At 35.8% G+C, this 13,979-nt stretch carries 11 protein-coding genes and 1 pseudogene; all 12 read left to right on the top strand.

Annotated elements, in window-relative coordinates:
* Positions 1-11: 11 nt before the first annotated feature.
* Positions 12-149 (top strand): annotated as a pseudogene (locus H6G76_RS38065) (DUF6760 family protein); the annotation flags it as partial.
* A gap of 10 nt (positions 150-159) precedes the next feature.
* Entirely contained in the window at positions 160-642 is a 483-nt protein-coding gene (locus H6G76_RS18280) for a phage tail protein (RefSeq protein WP_190703533.1), read from the top strand.
* Between the two features lie 4 nt (positions 643-646).
* Positions 647-2,218 (top strand): hypothetical protein, encoded by a 1,572-nt coding sequence (locus H6G76_RS18275; protein WP_190703532.1) that lies wholly within the window; start codon positions 647-649, stop codon positions 2,216-2,218.
* Positions 2,215-2,877 carry a LysM peptidoglycan-binding domain-containing protein gene (locus tag H6G76_RS18270; protein ID WP_190703529.1) on the top strand — a complete coding sequence of 221 codons (663 nt, stop codon included), beginning with the start codon at positions 2,215-2,217 and terminating at the stop codon, positions 2,875-2,877. The genes H6G76_RS18275 and H6G76_RS18270 overlap by 4 nt, the downstream gene beginning before the upstream one ends.
* Before the next feature lie 3 nt (positions 2,878-2,880).
* Positions 2,881-3,954, top strand: a complete 1,074-nt coding sequence (locus H6G76_RS18265) for a phage late control D family protein (protein ID WP_190703525.1) — start codon at positions 2,881-2,883, stop codon at positions 3,952-3,954.
* Positions 3,951-4,658 carry a phage baseplate assembly protein V gene (locus H6G76_RS18260; RefSeq protein WP_190703523.1) on the top strand — a complete coding sequence of 236 codons (708 nt, stop codon included), beginning with the start codon at positions 3,951-3,953 and terminating at the stop codon, positions 4,656-4,658. The genes H6G76_RS18265 and H6G76_RS18260 overlap by 4 nt, the downstream gene beginning before the upstream one ends.
* Positions 4,658-5,044 carry a GPW/gp25 family protein gene (locus H6G76_RS18255; RefSeq protein WP_190703520.1) on the top strand — a complete coding sequence of 129 codons (387 nt, stop codon included), beginning with the start codon at positions 4,658-4,660 and terminating at the stop codon, positions 5,042-5,044. Before H6G76_RS18260 ends, H6G76_RS18255 begins: the two co-directional genes overlap by 1 nt.
* 6 nt (positions 5,045-5,050) lie before the next feature.
* Positions 5,051-8,347, top strand: a complete 3,297-nt coding sequence (locus tag H6G76_RS18250) for a baseplate J/gp47 family protein (protein WP_190703517.1) — start codon at positions 5,051-5,053, stop codon at positions 8,345-8,347.
* Entirely contained in the window at positions 8,344-9,291 is a 948-nt protein-coding gene (locus H6G76_RS18245; RefSeq protein ID WP_190703512.1) for a baseplate J/gp47 family protein, read from the top strand. The genes H6G76_RS18250 and H6G76_RS18245 overlap by 4 nt, the downstream gene beginning before the upstream one ends.
* Complete coding sequence (locus tag H6G76_RS18240) at positions 9,272-10,876, top strand: phage tail protein (protein WP_190703508.1); 1,605 nt, start codon at positions 9,272-9,274, stop codon at positions 10,874-10,876. The genes H6G76_RS18245 and H6G76_RS18240 overlap by 20 nt, the downstream gene beginning before the upstream one ends.
* A 15-nt stretch (positions 10,877-10,891) precedes the next feature.
* The gene (locus tag H6G76_RS18235; RefSeq protein ID WP_190703506.1) at positions 10,892-13,336 is read left to right on the top strand and encodes a hypothetical protein; all 2,445 of its coding nucleotides are present in this window, start codon (positions 10,892-10,894) and stop codon (positions 13,334-13,336) included.
* Positions 13,337-13,345: 9 nt separating this feature from the next.
* On the top strand, positions 13,346-13,774 hold the full coding sequence (locus H6G76_RS18230; protein ID WP_190703503.1) for a hypothetical protein: 429 nt from the start codon (positions 13,346-13,348) through the stop codon (positions 13,772-13,774).
* The last annotated feature ends 205 nt before the right edge of the window (positions 13,775-13,979 follow it).

The raw sequence follows: 13,979 nt of genomic DNA, 5'->3' as shown, positions 1-13,979 counted from the left end.
GCTACCCCACAGAACGACTACTGGAGGAGGTAGCCTACCTTGCTTATCATTTTCACTGGTCTTACGAACAAATTATGGGAATGGAACATCAAGAACGTCAGCAGTGGGTGACGCAGGTAGCACAAATTAATCAGCGACTTAGCGAGTAAATATAAAAAAATGAATCCTAGACTTATCTCACTTAATGCAGCTTTAGCCGCAGGTTCAACGGCTAGTTTATTGGGACACGACCCCTACATGGCTTATAACTTTGCTGTAGAAATTGGCGGAGTTGTTGTTGGTGGTTTTAGCGAAGTTAGCGGTTTAAGTAGCGAGATTGAGTTGGAATCTTATCAAGAAGGAGGATTAAATGATTATATTCATAAGTTTCCTAAACATACTACCTATCCCAATCTAGTTTTAAGCCGAGGATTAATCAATATTGATTTGTTTTACATCTGGTATAAAGCAACTAGCCAAGGTTGGGTTGAACAGTTAAACGGTACGATTCTCTTACTTAATAATCAGCAAATTCCGGTCATGTGGTGGACTTTTAAAAAAGCATATCCTGTCAAGTGGGAAGGCCCAAGTTTTAACGCTAATAGCGACGAAATTGCTGTAGAAAGAATTGAACTAGTGCATCAAGGAATTTCTAAATTATAGAATTATGATAAATTCTTCATCTAATTGGCAAGATGCGCTTAATCATAATTTGGTAAATCGCCTGAGTCGTCCATTACGTCAACCAGGAATGATGAAGATGGCAATGAGTCAGCGTATTATTAATCGTTGCGATCGCTTTTTAAATCGTTTACCTCTACTCAATCAACAAATGCAACGTTGGGGTAATACTAATACCCTATCATCAGAGCCTGTTCCTATTGTTTATGCACAACCTATTTCATTAGCAGGAGAACAAAAACTAGAGAATAAAATTCATGATTCCCAGCCAATTGTCTCTCAAGTTCAGCCTACAGCTACAATAATTCAAAGAAAATTAGATACTTCTCAATCTTTACCAACTAAAACAGTTAGTCATACTCATATACCAAATAGTACAAATTTATCAAACTCTGATTTAGCAGCTGAAAGAATCCAACCTTTAAACTTAGAAACACCTTCAGAAATTCCTATAGTTTCCCCACAAGCGAATTCTGCAAAATTTCCACAAACAGCAGAAATTGGATTAGCACCTTTAATAGAATCGTCAATATCTTCGCCTAGTAGAACCGAATTAAATCTCAATCACCAATCTCAACCAATTTTAAATGCAACCTCTATTTCTTCATCAGAATTTCCGGTAGTGTCACCTCTAGCGAATTCTGAAGAATTACCAAAAACGGTAGAAATGAGGATAACACCTTTGTCGGAATTGCCAATATCTTCATCGAATACAACTGAATTAAATCGCAATTACCCATCTGACGACTTATATTCACCTTCTACCTCTGACTCAAAAAATCCCGTAGTTGCGCCACAACCCATACTACCTATTATTCAAGCAAAACTACAAAATTATTCTCAGTCAGATTCATCTCTTCCCATTACCAACAATTTGAATATTTCAGTTGAAAAACAACCAAGGCAGCCAAATAATTATGCAGAAAATTTTATATCTCAAAATCCTTCCCCAGAACTTCCTATAGTTCCTGCACAATCTCTAAAATCTCAAACTAACTTAACTAATGTAGAAAATTTCAACTTAAGTAAATACGAAAACTTTTTATCTCAAACATATTCCGAAGAATTGCCTATAGTTACTGCCCAATCTCTAAAATTTCAAAATCACTTGACTAATAATGCAGTAACAAATGCTATTTCACAAATTTCTCAAAATCAAAACCCAACTTTTATCAACACACAACCTGTTAATATCTCTCAAATTAATCAAACTAATAACAAGCAAAATATCTCTTCTCTTCCTCTTCTATCTATAACTTCTCCAAGCAACCCATCACAAAAACCTCAATCGTCGCCTTTACCTTTAGCTAAAGCTACCCCATCATCAAAGAGTAATAACCAGCAACCAAACTTATCGAATCGCAACTCAAACTCAAATACAGATTCTTCCTCAAATCCCAGAACTTTCACCAGTTCTTCCTCACCAACAGAAACCTCAGTTTCTCCACTAGCAACTAGAAATGTTGATATTGACGTTAATGCTATAGCTAGTCAAGTTGAACGCAAACTGATGCGAAAGTTAGTCATTGAAAGTGAACGCAGAGGGAAAAATCGATGACATTACAAAAATTAACTATTAAAGCCGAAAAAAGTAATCCAGAAGACTTTGCTGAGAAGATAGAAGTTCTGTTTAATCCGAGTGAAATTAGCATGACTATCCCTGGTGGAAAAATAGGACAATATGGATTAGTCACTACAGAAGATGTAACTACTTTAACTCTAAATTTATTTTTTGATACCACTCTCAATAAGTATCCCCCAGAAAACGTACAGAACTATACCCAAAAGATAGTTAATTTAACGCAACCTCGGATTGGTCAAAGTAAAAAAAGACCTCCTCGCTGTAAACTTATATGGGGAACTATATCGGGTAAAGATAGTATTCTATTAGCTGATTGTTTTTTAGAAACTGTCACTAAAAAGTTAACCCATTTTCTGGAAGATGGGACACCTGTAAGAGCTACCTTAGATTGCTCTTTTAAAGAGTGGATAGAGCCACAAAAACAGAAAAAAATTGAAAATCCTATAGATGACCCTGTGAGGATTGTAAAACGGGGAGAAACATTGAGTAGCATCGCCAGAGAAGAATTTGGCGATCCTGCACTCTGGCGTATAATTGCTGATGCAAATCGCTTAATTAATCCCCGTAAATTGCCGCCTGGAACAGTGTTAACTATTCCACCTTTAAAAATAGCTAACTTGACTCAAACAAGGTAAAGAATGTCTAAAAAAACTAGTGGTGCTGCATCACTTACCCCAAACATTAAAATTTTGATTCAAGGTAAGCCTATTTCCCCAGAAGCAGATGCAGATTTTGTATCAGCAAAAGTATCTGAGGATTTAGACGCACCTAGTATGTTTGAATTGAGATTTGTCACTTGGGATGTAGAGAAACAGCAATTTACTTGGATTGATCGGGATATTTTTGAATTAGGTAACAAAGTTGAAATTCAGATGGGACATCAGAAAAATCTCAAGACTGTTATAGTTGGCGAGATTACTGGGTTTGAACCTGAGTTTAATCAAAATGAAACCCCTATTTTAGTGGTGCGAGGTCATGATTTACGACATCGTTTTTTGCGGGGTTGTCAAACAAAATCTTTTACCCAAATGAAAGATAGTGATATTGTCAGTCAAATTGCTAAAGCCAATGGGTTAACTCCCACAGTAGAAGATACTAAAGTTAAATTGGAATATGTTTTACAACATAATCAAACTGATTGGGAATTTTTGCAAGAACGAGCAGCACGAATTAGTTATGAAATTGTAGTGGATGATAAAACCTTATATTTTCGTCCTCATAATAATGAAAAGCAGAAGCTTTTTAGCTTAACTTATGGAGAAGATTTACAAGATTTTTTACCTCGTTTAAGTACGATGAAGCAAGTGTATCAAGTTCAAGTACAAGGATGGTTACCCAAGGAGAAGAAAACAGTTATTGCTAAGGCTGAATCTGGTAAAGAAGGCGATAAAATGGGAGGTTCAACTGCTGGTGCAAAAGAAGTAAAAAAAGCCTTTGGGATATCTAGTAATACGATAGTTAATCAACTTGTATCGAGTAAAGCAGAGGCCGAGCGAATAGCATTGGGACAGTTTCGAGATACGTCACTCGAATACATTTCTGGTGAGGCAAATTGTCAAGGTAATCCCAATTTGCGCGCCGGAATAGTGATTGGAATTGCTGGGGTAGGTAAAAGATTTAGCGGCCTTTATTACATCGTAAGTGTAGAACATGACTATACCGAAGATGAAGGTTATAAAACTTCGTTTACTGTTAGGAGGAATGCTACATGAACGGAATAAATTTATTAATGCCTAATGGTCGAGATCATCATTTTTATGGAGTTACAGTAGGCGTAGTTACCAATAATCAAGATCCAGAAAATTTAGGAAGAGTTAAAGTTAAATTTCCCTGGCTATCGGCAGAAGATGAAAGTGACTGGGCAAGGGTTTTAACTCCAATGGCAGGGAACGACCGGGGTATTTACTTTTTGCCAGAAGTTGATGATGAAGTTTTAGTTGCTTTTGAACAAGGTGATATCAATTTTCCTTACATTTTAGGTGCATTGTGGAATGGAAAGGATAAACCACCTGTACAAAATGAGGATGGAAGTAATAATCAACGAGTAATTAAATCTCGTAGCGGTCATCTAATTATTTTAGATGATACCGAAAAAGGAGAAAAAATTATTATTCAGGATACAACTGGTAATAATAAAATTGAGTTTGATTCCTCAACAAATACAATAAATATTCAAGCTGACAAAAATATAATTATTAAAAATCAAGAAGAGACTTTTTTAAAAATTATGAATGGAGATATTTTGATTGAATGTAAAAATTTTTCTATCAAAACTCAACAAAATTATCAATTAGAAGCTGGTGCAAATTGTAAAATTAAAGCTCAAGCGAAATATGAACTAGAAGCACAATCTGGTTTAGGTATTAAATGTGCAGCCGGAGTGAAAGTAAATGATGGTTCATTGGAGGTGATGTAATGGAAATTGATTTTTTAGGGGTAGGATGGGCTTTACCTGTGCAACTTGATGACAATCATCAAGTTCAGGTAGCACGTTATGAAGATGCTGTGCGTCAATCGATTTGGATGATTCTTAGTACCGCCAAAGGTGAACGAGTAATGCGTCCTGATTTTGGCTGTGATATTCATGAAAAGGTTTTTGCTCCTAATAATTTAGGAACTGTGGGACAAATAGTTAGTGATGTACGAGATGCGTTAATTGTATGGGAACCTCGGATTGATGTTTTAGATGTAGATACAATCCCCGATCGCAACCAACCAAGTTTGATTTTAATTCAAATAAATTACCAAGTTCGGACAACAAATAATATTTTTAATTTAGTTTATCCTTTTTACTTGCAGTAATTATTTATGGCTTCCTTACCTCCTAAAATTGACCAGCGCACCTATGAAGAGATTGTCCAACAAACCGAAAATTTAGTGGCGCAATTGACCGACTGGAAACCTGCAACTGAAGGTAAAAAAGATGCAGCAAGAGCATTAATTCGCATCTTTGGTCGCATGGTCAAGGTAGTAAGCGATCGCCTCAACCAAGTTCCTGATAAAAATTTCCTGGCTTTCCTTGATTTAATCGGAGGCGAACTCAAACCAGCTGAACCTGCTAAAGTTCCGTTAACCTTTTATTTAGCACAAGGAAGCCCCATAGATGCCTTAGTTCCTGCTTATACTCAAGTTTCAGCACCACCAGCAGATGGTTCAGACGCAGAAGTTGTCTTTGAAACAGATCGAGATTTAGTTGTTACAAGGACGCAATTAAAAGCAGTATTTCTGCACGAACCTAGTCAGGATAAATATAGTGATCGCACCCTTGAAGCAACAGGAGAAAAAGATGCAGCTTTCTTAGCTTTTACTGGCGATCGCTTCATTCCCCATTCTCTTTATATAACTTGTCCTGAAATTTTTACTTTACCAGAGTTAAAACAATTCAAGCTCATTATTACTACTAATAGTACTAATCAACTTCCTGTAAATTTGTCTTATTGGGATGGTTCTCAATGGGAAGGTACTCAAGCTCCTACTCTCAGCCTAAGTCGGAACAATAATGCATCGAATATTACCTGGACTTTTGCTAATTTACCGATTCCAACTCCTTATGAGATTCAAGGTAAAACAGCAAGATGGTTACAAGCTAACTTAAATAATATATCTTCTATATCTACAACTTTACCTCAAATTTCTAATATTCAAGGTAGTATAACTATCCAGCAATCTAACTTAATACCTGAAGTCTGCTTATTTAATGCTAGTCCTTTAGACCTCACCAAAGATTTTTATCCTTTTGGAGAACAGCCAGATATTAATGATACATTTTATCTGGCTTTAAATAATACATATATTAAACCAAATACAATTATTACTATTAACATTAACTTAAGCCATAAACCTACAAACATAAGTAATTTAAAAATTAGCTGGGAAGTTGGTAACGGTCAAGTATGGCAAGAAATAGCAACTAATAATAATCAACTAAGATGGATAGAAAAATCATCAGCTATTCAGTTTACGGAAGCAGATACTATTCAAGCAAAGATACAATTTCCCAATCAAGAAAATCTGCCTTCACCTAGTACGGTGAATGGAGAAACTGGATATTGGATTCGCGCTCGAATTACTCAAGGTCTTTATGGCAAAGCAGCAGATGAGCGCAAATATCCTGTGTATGATGACTTAGCAGTTATGAAAGCAGCAACATCACAAGCAGGAGCGACACAAATTCAAGTTGATACTCTGGACTTATTTAAAGTTGGCGACACAATTCGGATTCTCCCTCTAACTGGAGGTTTTCCAGAAGAAAATCAAATAAATGCCATCAGCCAGAATGATAACAAACTAACGCTAAAAACTGGAGTTTTAAATACAAGTTTAGCGGTTGGAACTCGGATTATGCGTAAGTCAATTCTTACAGAAACGATTCCTGCAACTTACGATCCACCGCTAATTAAATCATTAAAATTAACATACGAATTTACAATTACAGAAACAGCTATTTATTTTGCTGAGAATGATTTTACCTATTCTTATCCAGAAAGTTTAAATACAAAATCTTTTCAACCCTTTACGCCTACCTTAGATCAAGAACCGACTCTTTATCTAGGATTTGACAAATCATTTGATAATCAAACAGTTACTCTTTATGCACAGGTTGAAGCCCCATTACCAAATGAAATATTAGCTGATATTCCAACAGAACCACCGCAATTAGTTTGGGAATATTCTAGCCCCCTGGGTTGGCAACGGTTAGGGGTACAGGATGAAACTCAGGCTTTTTCCCAACGAGGTTTAATTAAATTTATTGCTCCCGTAGATTTTAGTCAGAAAGATGCCTTTGGTAAACAACTATATTGGTTGCGAATTCGTTGGGTAGCAGGGAATTTTCGGGTTCAACCTCGTCTACTTCGTTTGTTAACTAATACCACTTGGGCAGTTCAAGCAGTTAGTTTACAAGAAGAAATTTTAGGTTCAAGCAACTATGAACAAAATCAAGTTTTTGTGGCTAATAATGTTCCTATTTTGATGGGACAGCAATTAGAAGTCCAAGAAGGTAAAATTCCGCCCCAAATAAATAGCGATCGCTTGAAAGTAATTCGAGATAATCTAGAAGAAATTGAAGAAGTTTGGGTACTTTGGCAAGAAGTAGCAGATTTTTATAGCTCTAGTGCGAGCGATCGCCATTATATTTTGGATCGTCAAACGGGAAAAATCCGCTTTGGTAACGGACAAGCCGGGATGGTTCCCCCCAGAGGACGTAATAATATTCGCCTATCTTTTTATCGGACTGGAGGCGGTAAACAAGGTAACGTTACTGCACAAACTATTAAGCAATTGAAAACTACTATTCCCTACATTGATAGAGTAATTAACCTCGAAGCAGCAGCAGGTGGGGCGCAACAGGAAACTTTAGATCGTCTCAAAGAACGAGTACCAAAGCAATTGCGTCATCGCGATCGCGCTGTCACTATTGAAGATATGGCAGATTTAGCTTATGAAGCTTCCGCAGATGTAGCTAGAGTCAAAGTAGTTCCACCAGATTTATTGACGGCCAATTTTAGTCCATTAAATGAAAGACTTTGGCTCGATCCAACTAAACCAAATATCCCATTTGAAGATAGTCTCCGTCAAAAATTGCAGACAATTAATGCTGCGGAAAAAGATGACTTTGAAAAAATGATGCGGGGAATTAACCAATGTGCAGGACAAGTTAGACTTATCATTTTGCCCTATAGTAGCGATCGTCAACCAACCCCCAGTTTAGCTTTAATAGAGCGAGTTGAAAACTATATACGTTCTCGTTGTGAAGCGACAATAGATTTAGTAGTTACAGCCCCAAAATGGCAAGAAGTCAGCGTTATTGCAACCATAACCCCTGTATCTCTAGAAGACGCAGACATAGTGAGAAACAATGTTAGACAACGCTTAGAAACCTTTCTTCATCCCTTAACTGGCGGAACAGGACAGGGTTGGAAATTTGGACGCTACCCGCAAAAATCAGATATTTACGCCATTATTCAATCTATTTCAGGAGTAGATCATGTTAATTCTGTGGAATTACCTGGAATAGAAACCAAGCCAAAACTAAGTGCTGATTCTTTAATTTATTCTGGCAATCATGTCATCAATTTAGAAGGTGATACCTCACTTAACTTATGACTTTACCCTTACCTAATCTCGACGATCGCAGCTATGCAGCCCTTGTAGAAGAGGCAATTTCTCAAATTCCTCTAGAATATCCCGAATGGACAGATCATAATCCTAGTGATACGGGGATTATTCTGATTGAATTATTGGCATGGTTAACAGAAATGGTTCTCTATCGGGTGAATCAAATTCCTGATGAAAATTATGCTAGTTTTTTGAGTTTACTTAAAGGCGAACAATGGAATTTACCAATTAATGTTTCTCCTCAAGAACGACAAAAAGCTTTGCAATTAGAAATTCAAAAAACTTTATTAGAATTGCGTAATGTTTATCGTGCTATTACCCCAAATGATTTTGAAAAATTGATACTTATCGATTGGAATCAATCTCAAGAGACTGAGAACTCAAAAATTGCCAGAGTTAAATGTTTACCACATTTGAATTTAGAGTCAAACTCTGAAACTTTCGCTAAAGGACACATTAGTTTAGTAGTTCTTCCTGAAAATCAACAAATAAATCAAGTAAATAAGTATGCAGCCTTATTGAATTTTCTCAATGAACGCAAACTTTTAACCACACGCTTGCATATTACAGAACCTGAGTATGTCTCTCTAACTATAGAAGCAGAATTAGTACTTCAGGATGGTTCACAAGCAGAAGATGTCAAAAAACAAGTAGAAAAAGAAGTCAAGATGTTTTTTGAACCTCTGCAATCAGAAAAATATTGGCAAGGGCAAGGATGGCCTTTTGGGCGCGGTGTTCATCTATCGGAATTATATAAGTTATTAGATGACTTAGAAGGTGTAGATTATGTGGAAAATTTGCAAATCAAAGACAAAGATAATAACTCAAAATCTGAAATTGAGTTAGCAGATAATCAGTTATTTAAAATCAATATCGACGATAGTAAATTTACAATCTTGGTAGAAGTTGGTAATGAACGCAAAACAATCTGAGTCTGAATCAGTTAGTACCTATCAGCAATATTTACCAGCAATTCTGCAAAAGGATGCGTTTATTAGTAAATTTTTGCTGGCATTTGAAAATATTCTCAGTGGAGTAGAAGCAACTCCCAGTCAAAAACAAATTATTACAGCAAATACTCAAAATGTCACAGGATTAGAAGAGATTGTTGATAATATTCATCTTTATTTTAATCCTCAACAAACTCCAGAGGAGTTTTTACCTTGGTTAGCTGGTTGGGTAGCCTTGAGTTTACGGGATGATTGGGCATTAGATTTTAAAAAAGCCTTTATTCAACAAATTGTTCGACTATATCGTTTGCGAGGAACAAAGCAAGGATTAATTGAAATTTTACAGATTTATTTAGAAAATTCTGGATTTGGAAACAGCGTCGAGATTTTCGATGAATTTGATTATTTTCCCAATTATTTTCAAGTACAACTAACTTTAAAAGACCGCGATCCGGATAAGTATTGGCGACAAGCCAAGATTGCTAAAGCAATTATCGATCAAGAAAAGCCAGCGCACACATTTTATACGCTGAAAATTCTTGTGCCAACGATGCAGCTAACTAAGCGATCGCACTTTGCTTATCCTTTCAAATTATTTGCAACACCACCAAATCAAAAATTTGCCCTAGAAGTGACAATTACTCCTAATAATATTAATAATATTTCCCTTAATCAATTAGCTCAACAATTACTTGTTCAGATTCAAGGAAACTCAAAAATAATTAAACCTTCCTCACCAGAAATACTTATTAATAATCAATCTTTCTCTGTTAAACAGAATTTAAATTATCAGAATTTACAAGAAAACTTTGCCGGGTTTAATGTCACATTATCCAATCGAACCGATAAACAGTTTATTGGCAATTTAACTATTAAACTGTATTTTTTCATCAATGACACTGAGTATAACAATACACTAATAGAGCAGCCCGTTAATTTATCACCCGTACTCAAAATTTGTCGTCAAAATGAGAAAGGAGAAATTATTGCTGGAAATACAATATTTCAACAAAATAATCAATTGCAACAACCAGCAATGCAATTAACAGAATCTATATGGACTAAACCCTATCGTTTCCAGACATTTGAGCCACCAAAGATTCAAAAATTACAGCCTAATTTAATTGCGATTATCGAAAAACTAGAAATCGCCACTATTGTAGAGATTACCCAACCTAATACCATTACCTCAGATTTGCTAAATAAAATTACAGTCCGCCTACAAGATAATTTATCTGAGTATCATTTATTAACACCAGAAACCATCATAGAGAATAACAAAATTATAATTAAGCGTACCCTGTATTACCAACAATTTCTGCAAACTCTAGATCAGTTAACAGTGACTATCAAAAATCTTAACAATGTTGAGATTGTAGGCAAAGTAACTGTTCAAGCATCTTTAAACATCAATCAACGTTTATCTACTTATAAACTACTAGAACAAACCTTTAATCTTGCTGCTGTTCCTCCGTTTAATATTTTGCAAATTTGCAGCAAAGATGAAGAAGGAAAAATTGTTGCTGGTAACACAATTTTAGGTACAAGCAGTCAATCATTGAACTAAATTTTAGGAGTTTTTATGGCTAAAAATACTGATTTTACTAACTTTGCTAATCTACGTCCTAACTATTTTCCAGGGCAATATTTGCTAGAAGATGACTTTGAACTGCAACATAAATATTTAAGCGATCGCCAACTCTATCATCATCAAAGCCTTCATCTTCCAGGCATTATTGAAGGACTAGAAGTTGTAGTTATTCAAAATTCAAAATCTGTACAAATTAAATCAGGAGCAGCTATAGATAGTAATGGCAATTTGATTATTTTAAAAGAAGATACCACATTTTCTGACTTTAAGAATCTTACTGACGGTGAACTCTACATTCAATATTTTCAAAGTCAACAAAATCAACAACAAAAAGATGTAGCTGATAGCTATACTCGTTGGGTGGAAAAACCAGTTTTTGGTTTTGCATCTTCCAGCCCTCAAAATAGTATCAAACTGGCAAAACTTTCCATTAAAGATACTATTACTATTGATGCTACTCTAAGGGAATATTCAGGTTTATCCTTACCCAATTCTGATAGTAAAGCTTTGACTTTGCGTTCTGGAGGAAATGCCAATCCCAACTTAGCAGTTTTGACAGGTAGCTTAAAAATTGATGGCGATTTAACAGCAAATGGAACCGGAAAATCAACTTATGCTGGTAGTGTGATTGTCAATGGCAATATTGGCATCGGTACAACCGATCCAGGAAACTATAAGTTAAATGTCCAAGGCGATCAATATAACAGTGGTAGTTTAACTATTAATGGCAATATTACCGGAAAAAATTTATCACTTGCCGCAGATAATAATAAGCGAGGTACATTATTTTTAGCTACACCAGGCGACTATAATCACGCACTGTATAATAACTTATCTAATGTTGATAATGAAGGTATATGGGATGGAGCAAAGTGGAATGTTCTTAGTGGCTTAAATATCCGAGTAGGCAGTGGTAACTCTAAAACTACAGCTTTGTATATCAATAATACTGGTAATGTTGGCATTGGCATAAATAATCCAGGTGACTATAAATTAAATGTCCAAGGTAATCAGTATATTAAAGGTAGTTTAACTATTCAGGATGGCAAAGTTAATCTTAACGGCAATCAACAAATTGTTTTTACAGATACAGATACAAGCAACAACCTCAAATTACAACTCTGGACTGGCTACGGATTAGGTATTAATAATTCTACGTTATTTTATACAGCCAACGGCAATCATTCTTGGCGAGATAATCAAAATAATGAAAGAATGTTATTAACCACAGGTGCAGATGGTGGTTTAACAGTTAAAGGAACAGGAACTTCTTCTTTTGCTGGTAATTTAACTGTTAATGGTTCTGTTAAGTTCGGATATGAAAGTACTATCTCGAATTTCGGTACTGCTATGATGTCTGGTTTTTATCAAAATGGTGGTCAAGAAATAACAGGAGATGTACCAGATACATCACATGGTTGGACGCATCTCATAACAACCAGACATAGTAATACTGATAACAATCATCAACTCCAGATTGCCGCTACTTATCAAAATAACGATCGCCTATTCTTTAGAAAAATTCAATTTAGTACTAATGATGTATCAAATCCTGCTTGGAATGAAGTAGCAACACGAGATAGTAATCAGTTTACTGGCAATCAAGGTATTGCAGGTAATTTAACTGTAAATGGAACTTTCCAATACAACGGATTTACTGATGCAGATCAAGATGAATGGCCGAAATTTACTTGGTATCGAGATACTAGTAAAAATTGGGATGAAGGCTTAATTAAACATGGTTCTAGTCGAGGAATTTTTAAAAAAGCTGGATACGGCATTCATTTGCATCAAAGTCGAGAATTTGGTTTATGGTCAACTGGATGGGATGCTTTATTTGCTGTTGAAGGTCAGACAGGGAATACCTATATTAAAGGTGCATTGTTAGGTACAGCCGGAGACAGTAATGGGGCTGTATTAAGAGAAATGTTTGGCACTGCTAAAATTGCTTTTGATTATACTGGCAGTATAGATATTTATTGTGATACAGGAAAAGGATTTGTCAAGGTTAAAACTTTTGTCATCGATCACCCGCTAGACCAATCAAAATATCTGATTCATGGAACCTTAGAAGGGCCTGAAGCAAGTGTTTTTTACCGAGGCAGTAGTCAATTAGTAAATGGTAAAGCAGAAATTAATTTACCAGATTATTTTGAAGCACTAACTCACAAAGAAGGGAGAACAATTGTATTAACTAATATCGATGGTTTTGATAAGTTAATGGTGAAGAAAATCGGTCAAGATAAAATTGTTCAAGGCAAGTTTTATGTGGTTTCAGATAATCCCGAATCCTCTCAAGAATTTGACTGGGAAGTAAAAGCCATTAGAAAAGATGTTGCCCCTCTGGTAGTTGAACCAAACAAAACTGATTATGAAGTGACGGGTCACGGCCCATACACTTATGCGATCGCTAAAAATTCCACTTTGTCTTCTTAATAAAAAAGAATGGCTGACTTCATACTCATCACTGGCGATCAAGCCATCTTTAAACCTAACTTTGGGCAAGCAATTATTATTGTGCGCCCAGGAAATTTAATTGGTACAGGCAAAGATAAAATTAATGGGCAACTTGTCTGTGTTGATGGTGACGAGAAAAAAGTCACCGTTCCAGGTTGTGCTTATACTACCCCTCAATACAGTATCCCAGGGGTAGGAATGCTTTTCATTGAATCTTTAGCTGCCAACCAAAAAGCCCAAAAAACTAAATCTAAAGGTAAACCTGTACTGCTTAAAGGAGGGGAATTCAAAGCTAAATTTACAGTCCTTGTTCCTGCACAGCAACCTTCAACACCTAATCCCATCCCTGATAGTACCCTGCAATATTCCGGTACTGGGACATTTATTTCTATGAATATAAAAGTAAAAGGAACCTAAGTAGGACTTGCTGAAAAAGTAATAAAAAGTTAGAGAAAGATTGATTAGTTACTCAAGGGATGTGATGACCTGAAGGGGAGCGATCGCTTGATTTGCATTAGTGTTAAGTAGAACGACATAAAAAAACCAAACTGTGTGAAGATAAGTAAATAAAGTCGATGTATCAAGCACGGTAACAAAGGTATGGGTAGCCGTTTAAGGGTAT

This window comes from Nostoc sp. FACHB-152, from assembly GCF_014697475.1.
Classification (GTDB): Bacteria; Cyanobacteriota; Cyanobacteriia; order Cyanobacteriales; family Nostocaceae; genus Nostoc_B.
This window is presented reverse-complemented; position numbering and strand designations above follow the sequence as displayed.